The 24,780-nt window shown below is 69.7% G+C and carries 17 protein-coding genes and 2 pseudogenes; 9 read left to right on the top strand and 10 right to left on the bottom strand.

Annotated elements, in window-relative coordinates; genetic code table 11:
* Positions 1-97 precede the first annotated feature (97 nt).
* Positions 98-1,252, bottom strand: a complete 1,155-nt coding sequence (locus tag ACWEK3_RS19035) for a cystathionine gamma-synthase (protein WP_361413083.1) — start codon at positions 1,250-1,252, stop codon at positions 98-100.
* Positions 1,253-1,382: 130 nt separating this feature from the next.
* On the opposite strand from ACWEK3_RS19035, the gene ACWEK3_RS19030 reads away from it, so the two are divergent.
* Both ACWEK3_RS19030 and msrA (ACWEK3_RS19025) read left to right on the top strand, forming a co-directional pair.
* The gene (locus ACWEK3_RS19030) at positions 1,383-2,501 is read left to right on the top strand and encodes a hypothetical protein (RefSeq protein WP_453250161.1); all 1,119 of its coding nucleotides are present in this window, start codon (positions 1,383-1,385) and stop codon (positions 2,499-2,501) included.
* Between the two features lie 202 nt (positions 2,502-2,703).
* On the top strand, positions 2,704-3,369 hold the full coding sequence (msrA, locus tag ACWEK3_RS19025) for a peptide-methionine (S)-S-oxide reductase MsrA (RefSeq protein ID WP_453250160.1): 666 nt from the start codon (positions 2,704-2,706) through the stop codon (positions 3,367-3,369).
* Between the two features lie 306 nt (positions 3,370-3,675).
* Here the strand turns inward: msrA (ACWEK3_RS19025) and ACWEK3_RS19020 are convergent, their stop codons facing one another.
* Positions 3,676-4,320 (bottom strand): CBS domain-containing protein, encoded by a 645-nt coding sequence (locus tag ACWEK3_RS19020; protein ID WP_450543435.1) that lies wholly within the window; start codon positions 4,318-4,320, stop codon positions 3,676-3,678.
* A gap of 514 nt (positions 4,321-4,834) precedes the next feature.
* On the opposite strand from ACWEK3_RS19020, the gene ACWEK3_RS19015 reads away from it, so the two are divergent.
* On the top strand, positions 4,835-6,154 hold the full coding sequence (locus ACWEK3_RS19015; protein ID WP_450543437.1) for a membrane-associated oxidoreductase: 1,320 nt from the start codon (positions 4,835-4,837) through the stop codon (positions 6,152-6,154).
* Positions 6,155-6,590: 436 nt separating this feature from the next.
* Here the strand turns inward: ACWEK3_RS19015 and msrA (ACWEK3_RS19010) are convergent, their stop codons facing one another.
* Positions 6,591-7,103 (bottom strand): peptide-methionine (S)-S-oxide reductase MsrA, encoded by a 513-nt coding sequence (gene msrA, locus ACWEK3_RS19010; RefSeq protein ID WP_450543439.1) that lies wholly within the window; start codon positions 7,101-7,103, stop codon positions 6,591-6,593.
* Positions 7,104-7,488: 385 nt separating this feature from the next.
* Here msrA (ACWEK3_RS19010) and ACWEK3_RS19005 point away from each other — a divergent pair, with 385 nt between their 5' ends.
* On the top strand, positions 7,489-7,941 hold the full coding sequence (locus ACWEK3_RS19005; protein WP_450543441.1) for an SRPBCC family protein: 453 nt from the start codon (positions 7,489-7,491) through the stop codon (positions 7,939-7,941).
* 567 nt (positions 7,942-8,508) lie between these two features.
* On the opposite strand, the gene ACWEK3_RS19000 is transcribed toward ACWEK3_RS19005, so the two are convergent.
* From ACWEK3_RS19000 to ACWEK3_RS18990, 3 genes and pseudogenes are all read right to left on the bottom strand, one after another.
* A complete protein-coding gene (locus tag ACWEK3_RS19000) occupies positions 8,509-9,102 on the bottom strand; it encodes a hypothetical protein (protein ID WP_453250159.1) in 594 nt (197 codons plus the stop codon).
* 584 nt (positions 9,103-9,686) lie between these two features.
* Positions 9,687-11,472: pseudogene (locus ACWEK3_RS18995) on the bottom strand (ABC transporter permease).
* On the bottom strand, positions 11,472-12,191 hold the full coding sequence (locus ACWEK3_RS18990) for a helix-turn-helix domain-containing protein (protein WP_450543447.1): 720 nt from the start codon (positions 12,189-12,191) through the stop codon (positions 11,472-11,474). The pseudogene ACWEK3_RS18995 and the gene ACWEK3_RS18990 overlap by 1 nt, the downstream one beginning before the upstream one ends.
* 134 nt (positions 12,192-12,325) lie before the next feature.
* Here ACWEK3_RS18990 and ACWEK3_RS18985 point away from each other — a divergent pair.
* The 3 genes and pseudogenes from ACWEK3_RS18985 to ACWEK3_RS18975 form a co-directional block, all read left to right on the top strand.
* Positions 12,326-12,769: pseudogene (locus ACWEK3_RS18985) on the top strand (DUF4291 family protein); the annotation flags it as partial.
* A gap of 236 nt (positions 12,770-13,005) precedes the next feature.
* Positions 13,006-13,899, top strand: a complete 894-nt coding sequence (locus ACWEK3_RS18980; protein WP_453250158.1) for a hypothetical protein — start codon at positions 13,006-13,008, stop codon at positions 13,897-13,899.
* Positions 13,900-14,156: 257 nt separating this feature from the next.
* The gene (locus tag ACWEK3_RS18975) at positions 14,157-14,492 is read left to right on the top strand and encodes a hypothetical protein (protein WP_453250157.1); all 336 of its coding nucleotides are present in this window, start codon (positions 14,157-14,159) and stop codon (positions 14,490-14,492) included.
* Positions 14,493-14,608: 116 nt separating this feature from the next.
* Here the strand turns inward: ACWEK3_RS18975 and ACWEK3_RS18970 are convergent, their stop codons facing one another.
* Positions 14,609-15,724: a quinone oxidoreductase family protein gene (locus ACWEK3_RS18970; protein ID WP_453250156.1), complete on the bottom strand. Its 1,116-nt coding sequence runs from the start codon at positions 15,722-15,724 to the stop codon at positions 14,609-14,611.
* A gap of 484 nt (positions 15,725-16,208) precedes the next feature.
* On the opposite strand from ACWEK3_RS18970, the gene ACWEK3_RS18965 reads away from it, so the two are divergent.
* The gene (locus tag ACWEK3_RS18965) at positions 16,209-16,889 is read left to right on the top strand and encodes an NADP-dependent oxidoreductase (protein ID WP_453250155.1); all 681 of its coding nucleotides are present in this window, start codon (positions 16,209-16,211) and stop codon (positions 16,887-16,889) included.
* Between the two features lie 358 nt (positions 16,890-17,247).
* Positions 17,248-18,471: an FG-GAP-like repeat-containing protein gene (locus tag ACWEK3_RS18960; RefSeq protein ID WP_450543457.1), complete on the top strand. Its 1,224-nt coding sequence runs from the start codon at positions 17,248-17,250 to the stop codon at positions 18,469-18,471.
* A 132-nt stretch (positions 18,472-18,603) separates the two neighbouring features.
* On the opposite strand, the gene ACWEK3_RS18955 is transcribed toward ACWEK3_RS18960, so the two are convergent.
* The 3 genes from ACWEK3_RS18955 to ACWEK3_RS18945 form a co-directional block, all read right to left on the bottom strand.
* Positions 18,604-20,664: a restriction endonuclease gene (locus tag ACWEK3_RS18955; protein WP_453250154.1), complete on the bottom strand. Its 2,061-nt coding sequence runs from the start codon at positions 20,662-20,664 to the stop codon at positions 18,604-18,606.
* A gap of 167 nt (positions 20,665-20,831) precedes the next feature.
* Entirely contained in the window at positions 20,832-21,344 is a 513-nt protein-coding gene (locus ACWEK3_RS18950) for a hypothetical protein (RefSeq protein WP_450543461.1), read from the bottom strand.
* A gap of 120 nt (positions 21,345-21,464) precedes the next feature.
* On the bottom strand, positions 21,465-24,698 hold the full coding sequence (locus ACWEK3_RS18945; protein ID WP_453250165.1) for a S8 family peptidase: 3,234 nt from the start codon (positions 24,696-24,698) through the stop codon (positions 21,465-21,467).
* Positions 24,699-24,780 lie beyond the last annotated feature (82 nt).

Here is a 24,780-nt window from a genome sequence, read left to right as displayed (position 1 = left end):
GCCAGTTCTACCGGGGCTCCGCTCCTCATGTCCGGCGAATCCACACCTCAAAGACCCTGGACAACCCCGCCCGAGCCGTAACTTCACGGCCTTGGCACTAGCCGAGGGCCTGCCTCAGGTCCTCGAGCAGGTCGTCGACGTTCTCGATGCCCACGGACAGGCGCACCAGGTCCCCGGGGACCTCGAGGGCGGAGCCCACCACGGACGCGTGCGTCATGCGCCCGGGGTGCTCGATCAGCGACTCGACGCCGCCCAGGGACTCGCCGAGCGTGAACACCTTGGCGCGGTTGCAGACCTCGACGGCCGCCTCCTCGCCGCCCTCGACCCGGAAGGAGACCATGCCGCCGAACGCCTTCATCTGCTTGGCGGCCACCTCGTGACCGGGGTGCTCCGGCAGGCCCGGGTAGAGGACCTGCGTCACGCGCGCGTGCCGGGACAGCATGTCGGCGACCTTCGTCGCGTTCTCGCTGTGCCGGTCCATGCGCACCGCGAGCGTCTTGGTGCCGCGCAGCACCAGCCAGGAGTCGAAGGGTCCGGCGACAGCGCCCATCGCGTTCTGGTGGAACGCCAGTTCCTCGCCCAGCCCGGCGTCGCCGACGATCAGCGCGCCCCCGACGACGTCCGAGTGACCGCCCATGTACTTGGTCAGCGAGTGCACGACCACGTCCGCGCCGAGCGCGAGCGGCTGCTGGAGGTACGGCGTGGCGAAGGTGTTGTCGACGACGAGCTTGGCGCCCGCGTCCCGTGCGACCTGAGCGATGGCGGCGATGTCGGTGATGCCGAGCAGCGGGTTGGAGGGGGTCTCCACCCACACGGCCTTGGTCTTCGGGGTGATGGCGGCCCGTACCGCGCCCGGGTCGGAGGTGTCCGCGACCGACCACTCCACGCCCCACCGGGAGACGACCTTGGCGAACAGACGGAAGGTGCCGCCGTAGGCGTCGTTGGGGATGACGACGTGGTCGCCGGGGCTGAGCAGCGTGCGCAGCAGGCAGTCCTCGGCCGCCAGTCCGGACGCGAACGCGAGTCCGCGGCGGCCGCCCTCCAGGGCGGCGAGGTTCTCCTCCAGGGCGGTCCTGGTCGGGTTGGCGCTGCGGCTGTACTCGTAGCCGTCGCGCAGACCGCCCACGCCGTCCTGCTTGTAGGTCGAGACCTGGTAGATCGGCGGGACGACCGCCCCGGTCCGGGGGTCGGCGGTGTTGCCCGCGTGAATCGCGAGCGTCTCGAAGTGCTCACTGATGTGCCTGTCGCTCATGGGCCCGAGGGTAGTGCGCTTGTGGGGGTGGTGGCGGACGGCGGGCCCCGGGCCGCACGGGAGGCAGGGTTATCCACAGGCTCGCGGTACAGGTTGGCCAAGTGTCGGCGCCGTCTGGTTCGCTTGTCGCATGGAGATTTTCTGGGTCCTGATGGCGCTGGCCATGCTGGGCTTCGTGCTGGTCCCGTTCCTCAGGCGCAGGCGTGCCGGCATCGAGCAGGTAGCGCCCGGGCATCCGGACGCCGCGGATCCGGCGAACTACGGCTTCGTCCGGCAGGAGGAACTCGACGTCCGCATGCCCGGACCGGACCAGGACCTGCTGGACGTCCTGGAGCTGGTGCAGCGCACGCAGGACTACCGCGCCGCCTCCCAGCTCCTCGTGGGCACGGAGAAGGAGGGCGAGCTGCGCTGGCAGCGGATCCAGGCCTTCGCCGGCGCGGCCTCGCTGGAGCTCCAGCAGCGGCCGGGCGGGGTCAGCGAGGCGCCCGGTGGGCAGTGGCTGCGGGTGTGGCGGGCCGAGGTGCCCAAGGACCCGGGCGGCGCGGCGGTGCACGCCGAGTTCCTGGTCCAGCAGGCATGGCGTACGGCGACGCCGGGCACGGACGAGTTCCGGATCATCATGGAGGAGGCCCGGGAGGCGTGCGGGCAGGCGGCGCTGCTGGCCCCGGGCGACCCGGTCCCGTACATCGTCGAGCTGTCCGTGGCGCGGGGCCTGGCGTACTCGCAGCCGGAGTTCGAGAAGCTGTGGCTGAAGATCCTCGACCGGGCGCCGGCTCACACAGGGGCGCATCTGGCGGCCCTGCACTACTGGTGCGAGAAGTGGCACGGCTCGCGTGAGCTGGCGTACTCCTTCGCGGAGGCCGCCGCGGCCCGTGCGCCCCGGGGCTCGCTGCTGGCGGCCATGCCGCTGTTCGCGGTCTTCGAGCACCTCCCCGAGGTCAACCTGGTCAGGGGCTTCTACCAGAGCGAGGTCGTGACCAAGGCGGTCCACGGCGCGCTCTTCGCGGTGCACGCGGCCCGCCCCGACGACCCGATGCTCGCCCACGTCCGCCATCTGCTGCTCTTCTTCCTGGTCCGTTCCGAGCGCTGGGCGGAGGCGATGAGCCAGCTGATACACGTCGACGGCCATGTGGGCGCGGTGCCGTGGACTCTGTCCGAGGACCCGGCGGCGGAGTTCGCCGTCTACCGGGCCCTGGCCGTGGCGGGCTACGAGGCCAACGGCGGCAGCCCGGCGACGCTGCTCCACTGAGCGGTACCGGCCGCGCGTCCGGACAGGCTCGGCCACCGGGTCGACCGCCTGAGCTTGCGGCGGCGCAAGCCGGTGCGCCCGCCGGAATGACGGCGGCGGCAGGATCGTTGTCCTCTATGCCGTCGCCCGCGTACGCGGGAGCGGCGAAACCGACGGGCCCGTTGTGACGGACGGGCCCGCCCCAGACCGACAGGGAGACCCCGTGCTCTTCGGCCGAACGCCGCAGTTGCCCACCCCCGGGCAGGCGCTCAAGGGGCGGCCCACGCCTGCGTTCGAGGTCCCCGACCGTCACACTGTCCTCGGCAATCCGCTCCTCGGCCCCTACCCCGAGGGCCTGGAGATCGCCGACTTCGGTCTGGGCTGCTTCTGGGGAGCCGAGCGCAAGTTCTGGCAGCTCCCGACGGGCGTGTGGACGACCCTGGTGGGCTACCAGGGCGGCTCCACGGAGAACCCCGCCTACGAGGAGGTCTGCTCGGGCCTGACCGGCCACACGGAGGCGGTCCGCGTGGTCTACGACCCGAAGAAGATCTCGTACGAGCGCCTCCTCCAGGTCTTCTGGGAGTCCCACGACCCCACGCAGGGCTTCCGCCAGGGCAACGACGTGGGCACCCAGTACCGCTCCGCGATCTACACCCACACCCCCGCCCAGGCGGCCACCGCCGAAGCCTCCCGCGAGGCCTACCAGAAGGTCCTCACGGCTTCCGGCCACGGCCGCATCACCACGGAACTGCTCCCCGCCGAGGGCCGCGAGTTCTACCCGGCGGAGGCGTACCACCAGCAGTACCTGGACAAGAACCCGGCGGGCTACTGCGGGCTGGGGGGCACCGGGGTGTCCTGCCCGATCGGTGTGGCCAAGGCGGATGGCTGAGGTCCTCTCGCACGAGGCCGCGGCGACGTCGCGGTTACCGCTGGCCGGTTCTGTGGGCGCTACTGCGCCGGCGGGTGGGGACACGAGTGGCATCAGCTGGTTGGCCCCGAGCCGTGGCGGGTGTCGGGGATGGCCGGCAGCGCCATCAACAGCCGCGCTACCGGTCACTGACCGCAGACGAAGCGCTGTCGCAGTGATCGGGCTCTTCAAGCTGGTTGGGCAGTTCCGTGAGTCCCGGACGTCGAGCGATCGAGCACGGGCGTACAGCCCGACGTGCATCTCTCCGGCGCGAGAAGTCACCAGCGACTAGTCCGCCCGGGCGACCGCGAGGTGGGCGTCCACGGCTGCGACACCGTCGACGCCCTGGCACAGGCCCACGACCACCGGGACAAGACGCGGTTCCGGGACGTGACCCCGTAGGGTAACGGCACCGTCCCGGACCTCGACCGCGACGGTGCCCTCTTCCAGGCCGAGGATGCGCCCCAGGACGTCCCGCTCGACCTCGCCGCGGATTTCAACGTCGGAGCGGATGAAGGTGGTCAGCAGGTCGCTACGGCTGACGATGCCGGTCAGGAGCCCGTGGTCGCCGACGACCGGCAGTTGCTTGACGTGCCGCCTGCGGAGTTCCCGCGCGGCCCGGGGGATCGTCCAGTCGGCACGGGCGGTGAAGGCAGGGCTGCTCATGAGCGCGCCCGCGGTCCGGGCCCGGGCCTTGCCCCACGCGCGCTCGTCGTTCCCGTACTGCCCCTGCGGATCGGGCATGCCGGTCTCATGCCGCAGCACGTCGGACGCGGACACGACGCCGATGGGGGCGCCCTCATCATCGATGACCGGGGCCGCGGCGATGTCATTCGCGTCCAGCAGGGAGGCGATCTCGTGGAACGGTGTGTCGGGGCGGAGGGTGATGACTTCTTCGGTCATCACGTCACCGACCGTGCGGCGGTGCAGCATGGCATCGGCCTCCTCCGCTTCGCGACGGCGCGGCGCCCCGGCCTTCGCGGCCTCTCGTCCACGTCCCGTCTCCCTACCCATGACAACACCGCGCCGCTCCGGCGACCAGTGACGTTCGGCCTGGCGGGGAGGGCCAACAATCCCACGGCGGCGTCCAGCGAGTCGGTCAGTCCGAGCAGCGGTAGGCACGCCCAGGGTTCGATGGGCCGGGGAGCGTAACCGCCCGACGGGCGCCCTCGGTCGCTGTTCGCCCGAGTGCAGCTTGGAGCGACGTGGTACGGCACGGGCAGCGGCACTCTTGCGCAGCGTTCTCGCCCAGCTTGACCATGGCCAGACCCTGCTCCCGACCAGCCGGAGGCCCCGGATGCGCCCTGATGACCTCACTGGCCCGGAACTCCGGCTCTGGGAGGCATTCGCCGCAGGGGGTGAAGTCGACCTGCGCCCGCGCGACGCGGATGGCGGATCGGTGACGGACGGTGGCAGTTGGGGGCCTGAACGTCAGGTGCGGGCCTCGGTGATCCGCTCGTTGCTGCTGGGCAGTGCCGACGCCGTCAGCGGTGAAACTCCGATGGTCCACCTGGTGGGCGCCCGGGTGTCGGGGAAGCTTCGCCTGCTCTTCGCGGAGGTGGGCTGTGTGCTGTGGCTGGAGGAGTGCTGGTTCGAGGAGGCACCGCAGCTGTACGGGGCCAAACTCCGAGTGACCAGTTTCGGCGGCTCGCACTTACCGGGGCTTGGGATGGGCGCCACGACGGTTGACGGGAACCTCGACCTGATGAACTGCCGCGTTCAGGGCAGGGTCAGCGTGCCTGACGCCCGAATCGGCGGAAGCCTGCTCCTCCAGAGCGCGTACCTCTCCAATGCCGGCGGTCTGGCCCTGGACGGCACACGCCTTGAGGCGAAGGGTGTCGTCGCGACCGACGGATTCCGCGCTGACGGGGAGCTGCGGCTGCTTCAGGCGCGCCTCAGTGAAGGTCTGCACCTGCGAGGGGCCGCACTGCACCGACCTGGCGGTGAGGCCCTGTCCGCCCCCGGTATCCAGGTCTCCACGAATATCGATTGCAGCGAGGGCTTCCGTGCCGACGGAGCGGTGACGCTGAACAGCGCCACCGTCGGCGGGTCGGTCAGCTTCGACACCGCGTCCCTCATACCCACCCAGGGGAACGCCCTGTCCTGCCATCACCTCCAAGCCGAAGAGCTACTCCTGCGGCCCGCGCGGACCGCGGGAGGCATGGACCTGCGTCACGCCGCCATCGGTGTACTCCGGCTTCATGACGACCGCCACGAGCAGCCACGCCTCCAACTCGATGGACTGGTCTACCGGTCGCTGGAACCGCACCTACCTGTCAACCACCGCCTTGAGCTGCTGAGCCGTGATCCCGATGGGTACAGACCCCAGCCGTACCAACAGCTCGCCACCGTCTACCAGTCCATCGGCCAGGACCGCGATGCCCGGACCGTGCTCCTGACCCGCCAGCGTCACCGCCGCACGACACTCCCTTGGTACGCCCGCGTTTGGGGGCATGTGCAGGATGCCACCGTCGGGTACGGCTACTTGCCCGAACGTGCTGCGGTGTGGCTGCTGGCCCTGCTCGCCACCGGTGCCACCGTCTTCGCCCTGCACCGGCCCGTCCCGCCCAGTGGTACGCGCCATCCGGTGTTCAGTCCCGTGATCTACAGCCTGGACCTGCTCCTTCCTGTGATCGACTTCGGTCAGCAGCGGGCGTTCCAGCCGACGGGGCCGACGCAGTGGTTTGCTTGGCTCCTGATCGGTGCGGGCTGGCTGCTGGCCACCGCGCTCGCCACAGGCATCACCCGGGTCCTCTCACGCGAATAGCCAGAAGTTGATCACGCGCAGGGGCGAACACGATGCTGACCCAGGCGACGGCACCAGCGGTCTCGACGAGCCAGCAGTCGAAGGCACGGGGGAAGCAACGCCTGCGGGGACGCGTGGCAGTACTCGCATCGGGCACACAACGCGTGCAACGGGTTACATGACGCGGCAGGCTCGGCGGCACGGGCGTCAAGCCGGGTGACCCTTTCGAGACGAACTGGGGCGCCTCCTGCCCCACCGGCGTCGCCACGACCGACGGCTGAGACGCACGGGTTCAGCAAAGTTGGATCGGGACCGCCGGACCCGTTCTGCCCTTTCCCGGAAGTGTCCCGCCGCCGGCCCCCATCGTCCACAGCAGGGCGGCGCCGGCCCCGCAGGCGCGGCCCGGCTGCGGAGCCTCGGCCGGTCGGCTCTCCGCCTTCCGCCAGCCGCCTCGCGGTCAGCCCTCCGCGCGGGCGGGCAGCTTCCATCCCGGGCGCGGGAAGTGACAGGTGTAGCCGTCCGGGTAACGCTGCAGGTAGTCCTGGTGCTCGGGCTCGGCCTCCCAGAAGGGGCCGACCGGCTCCACCTCGGTGACGACCTTGCCGGGCCACAGTCCGGAGGCGTCCACATCCGCGATCGTGTCCTCGGCGATCCTCTTCTGCTCGTCGTCCACGTAGTAGATCGCCGAGCGGTAGCTGAGGCCGATGTCGTTGCCCTGACGGTTCTTGGTGCTCGGGTCGTGGATCTGGAAGAAGAACTCCAGGATCGCGCGGAAGTCGGTCTTCGCGGGGTCGAAAAGGATCTCAATGGCCTCCGCGTGCGTGCCGTGGTTACGGTACGTCGCGTTCGGCACGTCACCCCCCGTGTATCCGACCCGGGTCGCAGTCACGCCCGGGAGCCGGCGGATCAGCTCCTCCATCCCCCAGAAGCATCCGCCTGCCAGCACTGCCCTCTGCGTCTGCGCAGCCATTACGGCCCCTCCAATGTCTGTCAGCTCGGTCGATCGGGCTACTCGGCTCCCACACCACCGGCATCCCATGCCCACTGTCCTCAACGCACGAGTCTTCGAAGCGATTCCGTGCCCGTCCGACCCGCCCTGCGGTCGCCGAGCGCCACGAGGAGCGCACCGACCGTCCGCACGGTGCCACCGGCACGCTCCGTCACGGTGAACGGCAGTCGAAAATCAGTGGCCTCCTGAACCGGCCGACTCCACGCTGTACGCCATGGAAGAACCGCAACGCAGGATCCGTGCAGTATGGCCGTGCAAGAAGTTCCGGCAGACCGATGAATCTCCGCTCCCGCGGGTGTCTACAGGTGCAACAGTCCCGAGCAACATGAGACCAGGAGACGAAAAGATGAGCACCGAGCAGACCACCCCGGCCGGCGGTTTCTCCTACAAGCTGACTCGTACGCTGGACGCCCCCGCGGTGAGGGTGTGGCAGGCGTGGACCACCCCCGAGCAGTATGCCCAGTGGGCTTACGCCGCTGCCGGCTCCGTCGAGATGGACGTGCGGCCGGGCGGAGCGTGGAAGGCCATGATGGTCACGCCCGACGGCGGACAGTTCCCACTGACCGGCTCCTATCTCGAGGTCGTCGAGAACCGCCTCCTGGTGGTCGGCATGGACGTACCCGGCAAGCCCGCGCCCGCGGCCATGACCATGGAACTCGACGAGCAGGACGACCACCACACGCAGATCGTGCTCCGCCAGACCTGCGACACCGCCGAGGAACGCGACATGGCCGAGCAGGGCAGCACCATGCTCCTCGACAGTCTGAACGCCTTCCTGGCCGATGGAGCGAGGGACTGAACCCCGCTCACAGCTCACAGTGGGCCCCGGACCACGCGGCGGGCTGGAACACGCCCGGTCCTGTCCGCCGACCGACCGGCTGAGCAGTTCGATCTGGTCCGTCACCACGACGGCTAGTGCTGCTCAGTCGAAGGGACGCCATGACGAAGTCCGCCAACCAGGTGCCACGAAGGCGAACCAGGTCTTCTACTCCGGAGCGGACAATCATCCATCCATGCTCTTGCCCACAGCGCCGCTGCGCTGTGTGAGGTAAGCGGCTCGGCGCGGTCAGTCGAACGCCACGACCAAGCGGACACCGTCGTCACCGAAGCGGCCTGCCAGAGCCTTCATCACGGCGAAGACGTGTGGCCAGTGAGTACCAGGACCCAGGACAGCGTCGACGGTTCGTATGTGCACACCGATTCATCGGTAGTCCACTCCACGCGTTCCGTCGCGCCGATGCCGCCATGGATGTCCGTACTCATGGTGCCGCACCCTAACGGCCCTGGCCTGGGCAGGCAGGCACGCGCCTTTATTGGCCGGTCAGCAACCGAGGCGGACCGTGTCCCCTGCCCGGCGCCGTGGGCACTACGGTCTGCCGGCGAACGGATTGCCTTGGCCAGGAAACTGCCCGCTCGGCGGCACATACCGCAGCCGTCCGTTCTGGTCGGTCACCGGTATGAACCCGGCGGCCTGCAGGAGGGCGGTGCACTTGGCTTTGCGACGTCGATTGATGGCGAGTCCGAGAGGTACGGCGACCATCAGCACGGCACAGAAGGCGCCGGCGAGGAGAACGGAAGTGGTGCCCCTTTGGAGCCCGAGGCCGAGAAGAATGACGCAAAGCCCGATGCTCCTTATCACCTGGTTGCCGTACAGGGCGGTCATGTCGAACGTGATGCGGGCCTTGAGGAGCTCGATCGCCGCGGGCACGAGGGGCGGCAGCGCTCCCCCGTCACTCGCATTCGGGTACTGCGCCCAGTTCTGTGCGGCTCGCGCGCGGCCCTGCGGGCTGAGGCCGGGCACGAACAACATCACGTACCCCCATTTCTGCCGAACGCCTGCGTACTCGTACCCGAACTCCTGGGCGATAGAGGCGAGTCGGGCAAACTCCTTCGTTGACGCCATGCCCGGGGCGACCTCAACGGGCTGCCCGCTCGCCATCTGCCGCAGCATCTTCAGCACGTGCCGCTCACTCACCGGTGCCCCCTCGCTTCCACGGCCCCGACAGTCGCCACCAGTGCCGTCATCTCTCATGAAGATCCATGAGCTCGTCGGTCACCAACTGCCAGTACAACCAGGACAGACGCTGTCGCTGAACGCGTACGAAACCACGCGGTCAGCTCCCGGTGGGCACCATAGGCCACGGCATGGGGCCCGACCATGCCGGGCTCAGGCAGTCTCGCGGCTCATTGACTGCCTGCAACGCACCACGAACCCATCGGCGGGACCGGCGCCTCTTGCCCGATCGGCATCGCTCCGGCTTGGAGGAGCCGTGGATGGTGGCAACGAAGACAGGTGAAATGGTCTGTGAGCACGGCTTGACGTGGGTCATCAAGCCGCGTTCACAGACGTCATCCGCTCCTGCTGGCCTGTCCGGGAAGGTTCGCCGGCGCCCGGGTCGGCTCGCGGGGTGAACCACCGAGGATGAGGGCATGCCACTCGCCGGGAGCAAGCGTGGCCACGGGAGGCGACTGCGCTCGTAGGGGAGTTCTCTGACACGCAAGCTGACCATGCGTGTGCGGTGTCCGCCCGTCAGCTTCCTGGCGCTACTCCTTGGCGGTGGCCACCGTCACCGCGCGCACCCGGAGTGCCGCGCGTCCTGGCAGGGCGGTGGCGACGAGGGCGAGGAGTCCGGCGACGGCCACGACGGCGACGTACAGCAGCGGAGTGACGGCCGGGGCAGCGCGGCCGGTCATGCCGACGCTGAACGCGGTCAGGACCGCGAGGGCGATGCCGCTGCCGAGCACGGTGGCGAGGAGCAGCACCGACAGCGCCTCGGTACGCAGCATGCGCAGCACCTGTCGGCGTGTGGCCCCCGCGAGTCGGAGCAGTGCGAACTCACGGACTCGTTCGGAGACCGACATGGCGAGCGTGTTGACGACGGCGATGGCGGTGAAGGCCAGGACCAGTCCCATGGCGAGGTAGTTGACCTCCGCGTTCGCCTGCCGCTGCTTTGCCTGAAGGTGGTCGGCGGTCTGTGGGGAGACGACACGGACGCCGGGGAAATCACGGAGCGCGGTCGCGATCTGCGTCTGCGTACGGGTCGTGCTGAGGAGAACAGAGGTGGCGAGGGGACTGTCGACGTGGCGTGCGACCAGGTCGTGCGTGAAGGTGAGGTCTCCGAAGCCGAGCCCCTTGGTGTAGACGGCGCCAACGGTCAGCGTGGCGGGTGTGCCGTCGCCGAGCGTGAGCTTCAGGGTGCTGCCGGGCTTCAGGTGAAGCTGGTCGGCGGCAAGTTCGCTCACGGCCACGGTGCGGTCGGTGAGCCGGTCGAGCGAGCCTGCGGTGACGCCCGGGTCCCAGGTGCGGGTGAGCCCGACGGGGGTGACGCCCTGCGCCGCGTACTTGTCGAGGCCGACCCGGACGGTCGTACGCACCACTTCGGTGGCCACGTCGTGGTGCGCACGGAGCTCCCGGGCAGCCTCGGCCGGGACGCCCGGTCCGGCCGAGACGACGACCCAGTCGGCGCGCACGCCCTCGCGGGCCTGGGCCCGGGCGGCGTTGCCGAGGGTGGGCTGGACGAACAGGACCGTGCAGGTCATGCCGACGAGGAGGGTGAGAGGGGTGACGACGGAGGCCATACGGGCGGCGTTGCCGCGCAGGTTGGCCGTGGCCAGCCGGCTGCCCGGCCCCGTGAGTCGCAGCGGGCCGCCGCCGGCCAGCAGGAGGAGCCCCGCGAGGACACGTCCCCACGGAGGCCGCGCGGGCTCGGTGTGGGACTCGGCCAGCGCCTCGACCGGACGGATCCGGGCGATCCGGCGGGAAGCGACCCGGGCGGAGGCCCAGGCTCCGGCCAGAGTCACGGAGACGCCGGCAAGCGCCGCCGACCTTCAGGTGGGCCCGCCCGGCGAGCCAGGAGTCGACGACGAGGTCGGTCGCGACCTTCGGCGCGTTGCCCGCGGTCAGCCTGTAGGGCGTAAGGGCGGCGGACTCCCAGGCATGCCCGTAGGCAGTACGGCCGCCCGTCCCGTCCGGCACCAACGGCTCTGCGGGGAAGGTCAGTTCGGGCACGACCCGGGCGACGCCCGGGGAGTGTGCGAGGGTGCCTTCCAGGCTCTGCGGGAGCCAGGCGCGCTCGGCGATGGGCTTCGCCTTGTGCTTGATCTTGGTCTTGCCCTTCTTGTGTTTGACGGTGGTCTGGTGGACGCTCTGGTCGGCCGAGACCACGACGGGGGTGGCGGCGTAGCGCTCGGTGCGGATCGTCCCGCGCAGGCCCGTCTCCAAGAGGGTGCCGCAGGCGGTGATCAGGGCCGCCGCGCACATCAGAGCGAGGAAGGCACCGAGGAATCCGGCCTTGCGGGCACGGACCGACTTCAGGGCATAGCGCAGCATCATGAGGGTTCGGTCCTCTTCGCCGTGGGCGGATTCGTGGTGTGCGCGGCACGGCCGTCGCGGCCGTCGCGGCCGTCGACGGCGGGTGCGGGGAAGGCGAGCATTCGGGTAAGCACGGTGCGTGCGCCGGACGGGGTGCCGGCCTCGGGGCGTTTGTAGCGGTTGAGCAGGGCGATGTACTCCTCGAAGAACGCGTGCAGTTCGGGCAGCGTCAGCCGTAGGCTGCCGCGCGAGTACGGGAAGGCGTCCGCCCAAGGGTCGTCGTCGGTGGTGTCCTGCTGAACCTGCTCGAAGAGTTGCAGGTCGGCCGCGTAGGCGTGGTGGTTGAGCTCGTCCATGACGAGCCGCATCTCAGGGCTCTGCCGGCTGCGCGGCGGGAACCGCCGGTCACCCGGGATCGCCCGCCACCACCGCTCCCGGCCGGTGGCCCCGCCCGCCTCCTTCGTCCCCTGCGCCTTCGCCGTCTCCTCCACGAAGCCGTGCCGCGCGAGTTCCCGCAGGTGATAGCTGGTGGAGCCGGTGTTCAGCCCCAGCGCCCGAGCGAGCGTCGCGGAGGTCGCGGGGCCTTGCAGGGTGAGGTGCTGCAGCATGCGCTGCCGACGCGGATGCGCGAGCGCCTTCAGGGTGGCGAGGTCGGAGAGTTCGACCGGATCGGGCGGCAGCGCCGGGGCCTGCCCGGCCAGCGCATGTGGTCCGGGAGTGCCGGGTTCCTGTGCCATGCGTACACAGTCGTCTGTGCACAGGGGCCTGTGCACTGCGGTGGACCGGCGTCTTCGACAGGGGGTTAGCCCCACCCAGGCAGGCAGGCAGGAGGCAGGCAGGCAGCGGACCCGGTAGCTGCCGGAACCGGCGAGTGCACACCATCCGCCGCGGCGAACCGTGGTGCTGGGCGGGCATGATGTACCGCTGCGACTGGGGCGCCAGGGCGGGGCAGGAGACCGTTCTCGCTGTCGAGATCACCCGCGACGGCTTCGAGTGGGTGCTGCGCCACGCCTGTCTGCCGAGCTACGCCCGTGGGGTCCACGCCGACCGCGCCACCTGGCAGCGTCAGTTGAAACGCGCGCCCACCCGTGTGCAGTGGGACCCGGAGCGCGACCCGCGCCTGCAGCCCCTGCCGTACCGGTCCCTGCAACTCGGCCTGTCCGGTGAGGCCGTACGACGCTATGCGGACGAGTGGACGGTCGCCATCCGCGACGTGACCCCACTCGCCCACGAGATCCAAGCCCTCGTCACCAGTGGGGACCTGGACTCCGCCGCCCGACTGCTGCCCCAGGAACGCCCCTGTCCCGTTGGAGACCCGGCGAGCTGCAGGCGGCCGTCGAGATCTGCGAGTCCGCCGGCATCCACCTCGTCCAAGAGACAGACCACATGGACGAGATGGCCGCCGCCGGTCCACTGTGGCTGCTGTGCCGTCGACGGTGCGGCGTCGCCCTCGGGTACAACGAAAACCGGGCCTGGTACGTCATAGGAGCAGCACGCCGCGGCCCCACACCGCGAAGCCTGTGCTCGTCACCGTCGGACCCAGGGGGACCCATGTCCGCACGCATCGCCCAACTGTTCCTCGTCCTCGCACTGTTCGCCGTAGCGGGCGGGGCCGTCACCGGCTGCGGCAGCGAACAGGACAGCGGTCGTGGCGTTCAGGCCCGCACCCCCGGCCACAGCCCGATGGCGGAGGCCCGCGCTCGTCAGGTCGCCGACGCCTGGGACGGTTCCGAGGCCGCCCGGGCTTGGCGGAAGGGCTACTACCCGATCGGAGAGGTGGTCCAGCTGCCCGAGGACGCCTTCCACGACGCAGCCGACAAGCAGGCCTACGGAAACCAGAACTTCGCCCTGCGCGGCCAACTCCCCGCCGCGCCACGGAAGAACGGCCGGGTGAAGTGGGAGAGCGGGGCCTCGCTCACGCTGCCGCTGATGGAGGCGCGGCAGGCCTACGAGGCCGTGGCCCGCGGCGGCAACGACGGACCGCACTTGACCGTGACCGGGGCGAAGCTGGGTGAGATGACCCTGTCCACCAGCCGCGGCCCGGCGACCGTCCCGGCCTGGCTTTTCACCCTGGACGGCTACGGCACTCCGCTCAAGCGGGCCGCCGTCCGTCCCTTGAAGCCCCCCACGCCGCCGGTCGAGCCGATAGCGGAGGGGCCCAGCGACACGTTGCAGCCGCTTCGGCAGCTGGCCGGGACCGCGAGGGACGGCCGGTCCGTCACGGTGATCGCCGACCACGGGGCCTGTGACAACGGTCCTGCCGTGGCTGTGCTGGAGACGGACGGGAGTGTGGTGCTGTCCGCGTCCGTCGTCGGGAGGAAGGAGGGTCCCTGCACCGACCAGGGGCTCAGCGAGGTGGTGCCGGTGAAGCTGGACCGGCCGCTCGGCGAGCGTGTGCTCCTGGACGCGTTCACCGGTCTGCCGGTGCCGTACGGACGGCCATAGGGGGCTCACCGTCCCGCGTCGGCTGCGGTCCAGGACCCCGTGCAGGTCTGGGGCCTGATCGGCGAGGCCGTCGATGCCTGCCTTCGTACAGGTAGCGGTAGCCGGTGGCCTGGGAGATGCCGGCGGTCGCCGTCACCGAGCGCTCGGTTCGGTCCACGGACCGCGACGGCTGTCCTCACCATGCGGGTCCGTCAGGTCTGTCGGATAGTGAAGGAAGGACGACGTTTCCTGCAGCTCCCCGTACTTCAGGAGGCTCGATGCCTTCTTCACGGTCGCTGGCCGCGTTCATCGGCATCGCGTTGGTCGGCATTGCGCTCACCGCGTGCCGGGACCAGGCGTCCGGTCAGATCGTGGCGCGGAACGGTGTCAGGCTCGTGGAAACCGTCTCCAACCCGCCGATCCACGGATGTCACCGTTTCCCCGAGGGCGTGACACACGTCGAGAACCGGACACAGAGCAACCTGGCTCTGTACACCACACCGGACTGCACCGTGCCGCCGGGTGGGCAGCGCAACTACCTGGACATCGGACAGTCCGACCAGGTTGCCAGGGTCACCGGTCCGTGGCGCAGCTTCTCCTTCGCCCCCGAGTGACATCGCGGGGTCCGGTCCCCGGGCCGTCGTTGTTACGGGTGTCGCCGATCCGGCTGGAGCTGAGCGCGGCGTGCGTGGATGGGGCACGGGCATCCGGGGCGCGAGACGGCCGTCCGTCATTTCTCCGCGGCCAGGTCGCCATCCACGATCACCGCCACCTTGCCCACGGTGCCACGGCCCGCCTTGAGCGACTGCAGTCCCGCGTTGATCGCCTCAACGGTGCTGTCGATGGTCTGGCTGACGTGCGGGACCACACGTCCTCGCGTCGCCCACTCCATCGCCAGAACCATCCCGCGCTGCAAAAAGGCCTGCGCCTCGCTGTCGAGCGTGGCGGGTTCGGAGAAGTAGCGCAGCAAATTGACGTCGACACGCTCGGCGCCGCGCTCGGCGAGGATGGCATCCACCGGGCTGTCCGTTTCGACCAAGCGTGTCGTCTTGCCGGGGCCGACGCCGAGCACGATCCAACTGCCGCCCCGCCGGACGGCCTTCGCGGTCTCGACAAAGCCCCGCTCGCTGTAGGTGGCATCGAAAACGAGGTCGACGCCCCGGCTGTTCGTCAGCTTCGCGATTTCGGCCGGAACGTCGTCGCGCTTGTAATCGAAAACGTGCTGGGCCCCGCAACGCCGGGCCAGAGCGATCGATTGCGGCGTGCTGCCGCTGCTGATGACCAGTCCAGCACCCAGGGCACGCGCCGCCATCTGCACGGCGAGATGCCCGACGCCGCCCCCGCCTCCGGGGACATAGACCGTGTCACCGTCCTGGACAGTCCGGTAAAGACCCGCGAAAGCGGACAGGAAGGCCATCGGAAGCACCGCCGCATCGCGGAAGCTCAGGGATGGCGGCTTGCGGGCAGTGAGGAACTGACGGGTGACGGCATAGCCGCCTTCGCTTCCGCTCCCGCCCGTTGCGTCCCAGCCGCCATCACCGTTCAAATCGGCCATGGCGGCAACCGCGTCGCCGACGGCTACGCCACTCACACCATGGCCCACGGCAACCACCAGGCCCGCGAGATCAAGACCAAGGGCTACGGGAGGCGTCCGTCCCATGAAATTGAGCTCGGCCAGCTTGTACTCCAGTGGGTTGAGCGACGAGGCGGCGACGCGGATCAGAACCTGGTCGGCGGCCGGTTGCGGGACGGGAACACGCACCGCCTCGAGCGGCAGCCCAGCTCGGTCTCTTGTGTAACCGACGCCGAGACGCGTCTTCGGAATCGTCTGAGTCTGCTGCTGCATGTTTCGCTTCCATCCGATGACATGCACGGCCGCGACGGCGCCGGCAGGACGAACGCGATTTCACGCAAGGAACCCCCTGCGGAAACCGTGACGAAACGGTCACCTCAACAGCACCATGCTAAGCACCGGGGAGGGCCGTCGGCACGCTCAGCGGCCATCGCCCATCGCCCGTTCGTGCGCGCCCACGTGTAAGACAGTGACCGGTACGACTCTCCTCCCGACCCCGTGCTCGTCTCATCTGCTGTGTCTCGTCGGCTCAAGCGCGTGACTCCCACAGAAGCCTGGGCAATCCATTGATCAACCCCCTACTGGAGCACATGACAGCGCAGGCTCGCAGGCGCCGGCGTATCCTGCCCGATCGGCACGGCGCGGCGGCAGAGATCCCTTGAATGGGCGATGCCTGGCTTCGGTCGCACCTGTGAGGCTGGTCGTGACTGCGTGGCCTTCGGCACGGCACCGCCCATCATCAGGAGGTGACGGCCTCATGGCCACGATGCGCGCAGTACGTGCTCACCGGCGCGGCGGCCCCGAACAACTGGTCTACGAGGCCGCGCCGCGTCCCCGGCCCGGCCCCGGCGACGTCGTCGTCGCGGTACGGGCCGCCTCCATCACCGCAGGAGAGCTTGCCTGGGACGCCACCTGGACCGACAGCTTCGACGGATCCGGGCGGGAGCGGACGCCCGTCATTCCCGCGCACGAGGTGTCCGGTGTCGTGGTCGAGCACGGGGCCGGTGTCACGGCCCCGGCCCTGGGTGCCGAGGTGTACGGGCTCATCCCGTTCCTGCGTGACGGAGCCGCCGCCGAGTACGTCGCCGTACCGGCCGGGATCCTCGCCGCCAAGCCGGCCGGCCTGGACCACCGCAGCGCGGCGGCCGTCCCACTGCCGGCGCTCACGGCATGGCAGGGACTCGTCGGCCAAGCCCACCTGGAGTCCGGCCAGCATGTCCTCGTCCACGGTGGTGCCGGAGGCGTCGGCTCGTTCGCCGTACGGATCGCCGCCGCGCTGGGCGCACGGGTCACCGCGACCGCCCCGGCCCGCGACACCGAATTCGTCGCGGGCCTCGGCGCCCGGAACGTCATCGACTACGCAGGCGGCCGGTTCGACGACCACGTGGCCGATCTGGACGTCGTATTCGACACGGTGGGCCATGTCGCGGACGGATAGTCAGCCACGGTCCACGACAGTCGGGCCCGCTTCCCCTACGAGCCGGGGACGCAGATACCGTGGCAAACTCCTCACGGCCGCGGCTACGAGCAGGTGCGGTGGGACAGGAAAGAAGTGGAGGCCTTCGCCGCTCGTCGTCGCCTTGAGAGAACGATCGGCCGGCGAACTCCACGGATCACCGCGCCCCGTCGACGCCGCCAGGTGCGCGGGAACTGGCGCTGCAAGGGGAGCTCAAGGTGCCTTACGATCACCTGGCTTGTGTCGGACGGCCACCAGGAGCCCGCAGCAACCATCCGGAAACCCCGAGGTGTTGACGGGACGAGGCACCGGCGCACGTCCAAGGGAGGGGAGACAGCACATGCAGAACCGTTTCAACCGAGGCGTGGCGACACTCGTCGGCCTCGTGCTCGCCGGCACCGGTCTGGCCGCCGTGAACGCCGCGCCGGCGGCCGCGAGTTCGAACAGCTGCCCGGCGGGCTATTTCTGCGGGTGGAAGGGCGAGGGCCCCAACGGCTCGATGTGGAAGACGAACAAGAACGTCGCGGACCTGGGCAGCTGGGACAACAAGATCCACACGTACACCAACCGTACGAAGAAGATCGCCTGCCTCTACGAGGACAAGAACTACGTGCCGTGGGGCGGCTACTGGGCCCAGAAGCCGAACAAGGCCGACGAGTGGAGCTGGGGCCCGGACGCGACCACCAGTTCGATCAAGTTCGTCCGCACCGAGCGCGAGTGCAGCCAGCCCGCTTACCCGCGCTGGTATTCCGAGACCTCCCCGAAGGCCCTGGGCTTCGGGGACATGAACGGCGACCGCAGGGCCGACATGATCGTCCGTGACATGGCCGGACGGCTCTGGCTCACTCCGGGCAACGGTACCGGCAAGCTCATCGGCGCGGGTGGCTGGAACAGCATGAGCGCCCTCACCCGCCACGGCGACTTCAGTGGAGACGGCCGCGAGGACCTCATCGCCCGCGAGGCGTCCACCGGCAAGCTGTGGCTCTACCCCGGCACCGGTACCGGCTCCCTGGGCACCCGCAGGCTGCTCGGCTCGAGCGGCTGGAACTCCATGAACCACATCACCGCCTTCGGCGACCTGACTGGTGACGGACGCTCCGACCTGATCGCGGTCGAGAAGGCCACGGGCAAGCTGTGGCTCTACCCCGGCACCTCCACCAGCAAGCTCGGCGCGCGCAAGCTCATCGGCTCCAGCGGCTGGAACAGCATGAACGCGCTCGTCGGCATGGGCGACGTGACCGGCGACGGCCGTCCCGACCTCTACGCACGCGAGGCGTCCACGGGCAAGTTGTGGCTCTACCCGGGCACCTCCACGGGCAGGCTCGGCGCGCGCAAGCTCATCGGCTCCGGCGGCTGGAACGCCATGGCGAACCTGATCTCGGTCGGCGACTTCTCCGGCGACGGGCGTCCCGACCTCGCCGCCGTGACCAACACGAAGTACGTGATCGACGGCTACTCCGGCCACCTGGGCTGGCTGGTCACCTACCGGGGACGGGACACCGGCACCCTGACGGCCGGCGCGCGAACCGACGGCGAATGGTGGGGCCTCAACGGCTTCTGCTAGGACGGCCGGCTTCGACCAGCACGGCACAGGAGGCGCACGCCTCCGTGATGCGCGCGCAGACCACCCCTGGTCTGCGCGCGCTCGGCTTCATGGGATCGCGGGCAGATCTTCGAACTGCCCCGCCCACTGGTTCTACTCCACCTCGATGCCGAAGTCCTGGACGAGCTCCTCCAGGCCGCCCGTGTAGCCCCTGCCGCCCAGGACGAAGTCCCAGTCACCGTTGGGCCTGCGGCGGAAGGAGCCGAGTACCAGGGCGGTTTCATGGGGACGGCCGTCGGAGACTTCCAGGCGTCCCAGCTCGGCCAGCCTCGGGTCGAACAGGCGGATGGAGGCGTCCGTGAAGCCCGCGAGGTCGGCGTCCGGGTTGACCTCCGGGTCGATGGCGGCCACGAGTACGAATCGGTCGGCCTCGGCCGGCAGCGCGTCGAAGGAGACGCAGATCGCGGCCTTGTCGGGTGGGTTGGCGGGAACGGCACGCACGGAGCCGTCCGGTGTACGCGGGTTGTTGAAGAAGACGAAGTGATCGTCGCTGAGGACACGGTTGCCACGGCAGACGAGAGCGCACACGTCCAGGGCGACACTTCCGGTCCACGACATGCCCAGGACGTTGTGGTCGTCGGGCGGCCCAGTGTCCACGACCGTCGTCGTCGGCTGAGCCGCTGATTGACGGGCGCCATCGCCCAGGCGTCCGCGCAGCCCATGGCGGTGCAGCAGGTCGACGAGTTCGGTTCCCGGGATCAGTTCCAGCGGCTTGCCGTTGGCGAAGGTGTGTGAGCCGGGGCCGAACCTCGACGTCGTCACGAGCACGCCCTTGTTCGCGCCGACGTCCTGCACGGTCCCGTACAGGTCGCGCACGGCGGTGGGCGGCACCGTGTTGCGGTAGCGCTTGACCTGGACGACGATCTTGCCACCGCGGATCGGTGCCGGATCCAGCGCGTCGACGTCCACTCCGCCGTCGTTCGAGCGCTGGGTGGTGACTGCCTGCATCCCCATGGCCCGGAAGAGATCGGCAACGAGATCCTCGAAAGCGATCGGATCCATCTCGTACAGGTCGGGTTCCTCATCGCTGCCATGCGTGACGACACGGTTCCCCACCTCCTGCGGCCGGCGGCTCGGCCGTACCGGAGTGAGTTGGTCGGGGCGGGCCGAGAGTTGCCCGCGCAGCGCATCGGCCAGGCAGCTGCAGGCGTCCACCTGCGCCAAGTGCAGATCGCGGAACGTCGAGCGCGGGGCCATGACGGTCGCCAGGTAGATGTGGCCCGGCCGTCCCGTCGTGGGGTCGTGCCCGTCCACGAAGCCGTTCAAGGTCACCGACTCGAGCGCGCCCAGCTCATCCGCGGCGAAGAGTTCGTGCAGGACGAGCAGCGCGCACTGCGCCAGAACCTCCCGGTAAAGGGCCCTGCGCTGAGTCACCGGCCGGGCGGTCTCCTTGTCCTGGTCCGTCGCGGACACGTACCGGACGGACTTGACCTCGGGGACGACGCCGTAGGCGGGCAGCTCCCAGTCCAGCACCAACTGTCCGGCTGCCGCGTCGTACGCCGCCGCCACCTGGCGGGGGAAACCCTCCGGCCACGCGGTCGACGCGTAGAGAGCGGCGGAGAAGTACTCGACCACGGCGTCGGGATCGCGGCGCCTCACGCCCTCGGTCAGCTCGACGATGCCGGCGTTGTGCCGCCGTACATCGGTCAGTTGGGCGTCGGCCCACTGCTGGTACTCCCGCTGGTACGACGCCAGCTGCTGCTGCCGCTGCGCCTCCGCCGCCTGCGCCGCGTGCCAGTCCCGCTCGAAGCGCGCCCGAGCTTCGGCCTGCGCCTGTGCTCGGCGACTGGCAGTCCACCCGCCCTGCGCCTGGTAGTGATCCAAATTCGGCATGGGCACGGGCTGCGCCAGTGGGCCTGGAGCAAAGGGCTGGATCTCTTCACGGCGCGTGAGAGAGGAAGCCCTGAACGCGGGAGCCTGACAACCCGAGGCGAGAAGAGCCTGCAGGGACGCAACCTGTGCGTCGAGTTCCTCGGTACGGCGTCGGGCCTCTGCCTGCCTGTACTCGCGATGGCTCTGTGCGGCTCGCCGCTGATGGACACGTGCCTGCTGCGCTTCTTGACGCCGCCGTCGGGCTTCGGCCTCCATCTGGCGCTGCTGCTGCCTCTGCATCTCAGCCCAGGCACCGACCAAGCCATTAGAACGACGACTCATGTGTTGCGGGCCCTCCCCAAGGCACTCCGGTTGTCCCCACAACCAGTTGTAACGGGACGACTCTATCCAGCGATGGCCGTCTCGCACATCCGCCCGGCAGGAGCATCCCGCTCAGTCGTCGCCCCTTTCCAGAGGTCCCGCACAGGGACCACCCGGCTCCGCACGCCTCAGTCCCGCACGCCCAGGTCCTCCCGCATCATCCTGCGCATCATCGACAGGCGCGGTTCGGCCTCCTTCAGGTCGAGCAGGGCCTGCTCCGCGCTCTCGACCTCCCCGGCCAGGCCCCGGTCGAGGCGCTTGGCCGCGGCGTCGACGCCCGCGAGGACCTCGTTCACCGCCCGCGAGGCGCTCAGGATCCGCTCGGGCACCACCATCTGGGCCTCGGCATAGCGGTCGCGGTGGTCGCGCCGCGCCTCCTCCAGCCGGCCGCGGTCCTCTTCCGAGTACACGCCGTCGCGGATGCGGTGCAGGGCGTCCTTGAGAAGCGTGTGGAACTGGCGCGAGGCCCGGTTCATCGCCGTGTACGCGTCGCGGCGTTCCTCGAACCGCCGTCTGCGTTCCGCCGCCTCGGCCTCCTCCGCGCGCCCGCGTGCGGTCAGCCGCTGGCTGAGCACGGGCGCGAAGAGCGTACCGAGGACGCCGACGACGGCGGTGATCATCGCGGTCAGTTCGGCTGTCATGGCCACGACCCTAGGCCAACCCGGGCCCAGCGGGGACGGGAACGAAAACGGTCCGCCGGAAGCCATGCTTCCGGCGGACCGTCAGGCCCATCAACCCATCAAGGGCCGTCGACTACCGGCTCACTTGCCGTAGTACGCACCGTAGATCGAGACCGTGGACACGTTGCCCTTCTTGTCCGTGATCTTGGCCTTGTAGGAGATCGCCTTCCCCTTCGCCGGGTTCTTGACGGTGATCTTGCCCTTCGTGACGGTGACCTTCTTCCAGGTCTTGCCGCTGTTGTACGACACCCAGACGCTCAGCGACTTGAGGTTCTTGCCCGCGGCCGCGCCCTCCACGGTGACCGGGAAGGTGGCCTTCTTGCCCGCCGGGACACGGTTGTCCAGGCCGGTGCCGGCCTTGAAGCGGAGCATGGAGGCCGGCAGCTGGACCTCTGCCCGGCCGGACGGCTTCTTGGAACGGAACGTCCAGCTCGCGTCGACGCGGGTGGAGGCGTTCGCGACCTTGACGCTGCGCTTGACCGAGGTGGTCAGCCGGTACTGGGCGTCACCCGCGGTCACGATGAAGGGCTGGTCCCCGAACAGCGGGTCCTTGTTGGAGGCGACCTTCTTGCCGTTGCGGTACAGGGTCGTGTTCGCCGAGGTGAATGTCGAGAGCCCCCAGTGCGCCTGGGAGTCGGAGAACAGCGGCAGGGCGCCGTAGAGCTCGTTCCCGTAGCGGAAGACGCCGTAGTTCCGGCTCAGGTGGGGACCGAACACCGCCCTGTTGAAGGTGTTGGTGTAGGTCTTGCCGCCCTTGTAGGTCTTCAAGCTGTCGGGCGCGTACAGCGCCTCGGTGATCGGCCGGCCCTTCTTGTCGTGGCCGCGGAACTGCTCCATGAACAGGCCCCACATGATGCCGTTGCCAGTCGACAGGTACAGCGTCCGCGTACCCGGCAGCTTCTGCTCGATGCTGTCCGTGACGGCGATGCTGTCGGGGAGGATGCCAAACGGCGTGACGGCGCCGGTCTTGCCGGAGGCGCCCGCGCCCACGTTGTTCTTCACCGTGGCGAGCTCACGCGCGGCGAAGTGGCGGACCTTGCCGCCCTGGAACCGCTTGACCGTCGCGGAGGTCGCCACGTCGTACTCGGCCTTCGCGCCCTTGGTCCACTGGCCGCTCCAGGCCTGGGTGAGCCCGGTGACGTCGCCGCCGATGGAGCCGGTGCGCAGATCGGACCAGGAGTCGACGATCACGGAGAGGTCGATCATCGCCGGGTCGTAGACGTAGCCGATCGTCCCGATGTGCTGCCGTGCGGTCTTGTCCGGCACGGTGATGTCGGCCTTCTTGGCCTTGCGGGCGTCGACCGTGACCGTGACGTTCCCGGTGACGGTCAGCTTCGGCTGGACCAGCCAGTCCAGGCCGCCCTTGAAGGTGGTGAAGTCCTTCGCGATCCAGGCATCCAGCAGGTAGGTGCCCTTGGGCACGCGCACGGTCGACGTGCCGGATCCCGCGGGCACCTGGTAGGCGCGGTCCGCGCCGAGGCCGGTGTAGCCGAACAGGACCGTGTCGTAGCCGACGGCGGGCTTCCCGTCCCGGCCGATGTGCTTGACGGTGACGTCGTACGACTCGACCTCGCGCTGCACGGCCGCGGCCGTGCGGACGGTCTGCCCGCCGCCGGTCGCCGTCACGTACGCCGAGTACGCGCCGTCCAGAGTGCCGCCCAGCCGGGTGTTCACGGTCAGGTCGACGGAGGCCTTGTCGCCGGCCGGGACCGTCACCTCGGTCGCGCCCAGCGTGAAGAAACCGGCCGGGGCGGGCTGGCCCTTGGGGCCGGTGGCCGTCATGGCCAGGCTGAACGTGACGTCCTCGGTGCCGAGGTTGCGGTAGGTCAGCTGCTTGGTGACCGGCTCGTCGTCGGTGTGCGGCCAGGCCTGGATGCCGAAACTCACCGACACCGGGTCGGCGATCACGGTCTGCTGGATCGCCTTGTCGACGGCGATACGGCCGGCGCCCTGCTCGAAGGGGGTGTACGGGCCGCCCTTGGCCGAGCCGGCCAGCGCGCCCTTCAGCTCGGCGTAACCCCAGTCGGGGTGCTGCTGCTTGAGGAGCGCGGCGGCACCGGCGACGTGCGGGGTCGCCATCGAGGTGCCGTCGATGGTCAGATAGCCGGCCGGGCTCTCGCCAACTTCCTTGGCGATCAGGCTGTTCTTGGCCGCGGCGGCGGTGATGGCCACGCCCGGCGCGGTGACGTCGGGCTTGATGGCGCCGTCGCCCAGACGCGGGCCGGTGGAGGAGAAGTCGGCGAACCGGTCCTTCTTGTCGACGGCGCCGACGGTGAGGGCGGAGTCGGCGCTGCCGGGCGAACCGAGCGTCTCCGGGCCCTCGTTGCCCGCGGCGATCGCGAAGAGGATGCCCTTCTCGGCGGAGAGCTTGTCGACCTCCGCCTCCAGCGGGTCGACTCCGGGGGTGTCCGGGCCGCCGAGGCTGAGGTTGACGATGTCGGCGCCCTGCTGGGCCGCCCACTCCATACCGGCCAGGATGCCGGAGTCGTCGCCGTAGCCGTCGTCGTCGAGGACCTTGCCGTTGAGGATCTTGGCGCCGGGCGCCACGCCCTTGTACTTGCCGCCCGACTTGGCGCCGGTGCCCGCCGCGATGGAGGCGACATGGGTGCCGTGGCCGAAGCGGTCGGTCGTGCTGGCGGCGGTGGAGAAGTTCTTGGCCGCCACCACCTGGGACTTCAGATCGTCGTGGGTGGCGTCGACACCGGTGTCCAGGACGGCGATCTTCACGCCCTTGCCGGTGTAGCCGGTCTGCCAGGCCTTCGGCGCGCCGATCTGCGGCACGGACTTGTCGAGGTTGACCTTGCGGACGCCGTCGAGCCAGATGTGCGCGATGCCGGCGCTGGTCCGGTCCCCCTTGGTGAGGGCCTTCCACAGCTCGGGCGTGTCCTTGAGGGGCGTCTGCACCGCGTCGGCGTTCAGCGCCTTCAGGGCCCGGCGCAGGGTGCCGGCCTCGCGGACGTCGGCCCGGGCGGTGGTGGCCGCGCCCTGGTAGCCGACGATGACCTTCAGGCCGTTCTTGAGCGACCTGCGGGTGGCGGACTTGTTCAACTCGGTGATGTCGAACAGGCGTTGGTCCAGCTTGCCGGAGGCGATCAGACGGGACGCGTCGGCCGGCACGACGAGGGTGTGTCCGCCCGTCCGGCGGACCTGCACGGGTATCTGCTCGCGGCCCTCGGCCCGGTGCAGGCCGACCACGCGCCCCTTGGCGTCCACGGTGACCCGGTCGCCGGTGATGAGAGTGACGGTGCGGTGGGCCGTGGGCCCGGCGGCGTGGGCCGAGCGCTGCTCGGGCCCCGCCGAGGCGGGGCTGGTCATACCCGCGGCGAGGGCGACGGCCGCCGCTGCGGCGACCGTGCCCAAGCACGCTCTTTTCACTTGTCTGCGCAAAACTCCCCCT

This window comes from Streptomyces sp. NPDC004721 (genome assembly GCF_053601495.1).
Note: the sequence above shows the minus strand (reverse complement) of the source record. Positions and strands in the feature narration are given on the sequence as shown.

Excerpts from the sequence above, each read along its gene's own strand:
- ACWEK3_RS19035 (WP_361413083.1), bottom strand. The coding sequence starts at position 1,252 with ATGAGCGACAGGCACATCAGTGAGCACTTCGAGACGCTCGCGATTCAC.
- ACWEK3_RS19030 (WP_453250161.1), top strand. The coding sequence starts at position 1,383 with ATGGAGATTTTCTGGGTCCTGATGGCGCTGGCCATGCTGGGCTTCGTG.
- ACWEK3_RS19020 (WP_450543435.1), bottom strand. The coding sequence starts at position 4,320 with ATGCTGCACCGCCGCACGGTCGGTGACGTGATGACCGAAGAAGTCATC.
- msrA (WP_450543439.1), bottom strand. The coding sequence starts at position 7,103 with ATGGCTGCGCAGACGCAGAGGGCAGTGCTGGCAGGCGGATGCTTCTGG.
- ACWEK3_RS19005 (WP_450543441.1), top strand. The coding sequence starts at position 7,489 with ATGAGCACCGAGCAGACCACCCCGGCCGGCGGTTTCTCCTACAAGCTG.
- ACWEK3_RS18990 (WP_450543447.1), bottom strand. The coding sequence starts at position 12,191 with ATGGCACAGGAACCCGGCACTCCCGGACCACATGCGCTGGCCGGGCAG.
- ACWEK3_RS18980 (WP_453250158.1), top strand. The coding sequence starts at position 13,006 with ATGTCCGCACGCATCGCCCAACTGTTCCTCGTCCTCGCACTGTTCGCC.
- ACWEK3_RS18975 (WP_453250157.1), top strand. The coding sequence starts at position 14,157 with ATGCCTTCTTCACGGTCGCTGGCCGCGTTCATCGGCATCGCGTTGGTC.
- ACWEK3_RS18970 (WP_453250156.1), bottom strand. The coding sequence starts at position 15,724 with ATGCAGCAGCAGACTCAGACGATTCCGAAGACGCGTCTCGGCGTCGGT.
- ACWEK3_RS18965 (WP_453250155.1), top strand. The coding sequence starts at position 16,209 with ATGGCCACGATGCGCGCAGTACGTGCTCACCGGCGCGGCGGCCCCGAA.
- ACWEK3_RS18960 (WP_450543457.1), top strand. The coding sequence starts at position 17,248 with ATGCAGAACCGTTTCAACCGAGGCGTGGCGACACTCGTCGGCCTCGTG.
- ACWEK3_RS18955 (WP_453250154.1), bottom strand. The coding sequence starts at position 20,664 with ATGAGTCGTCGTTCTAATGGCTTGGTCGGTGCCTGGGCTGAGATGCAG.
- ACWEK3_RS18950 (WP_450543461.1), bottom strand. The coding sequence starts at position 21,344 with ATGACAGCCGAACTGACCGCGATGATCACCGCCGTCGTCGGCGTCCTC.
- ACWEK3_RS18945 (WP_453250165.1), bottom strand. The coding sequence starts at position 24,698 with ATGACCAGCCCCGCCTCGGCGGGGCCCGAGCAGCGCTCGGCCCACGCC.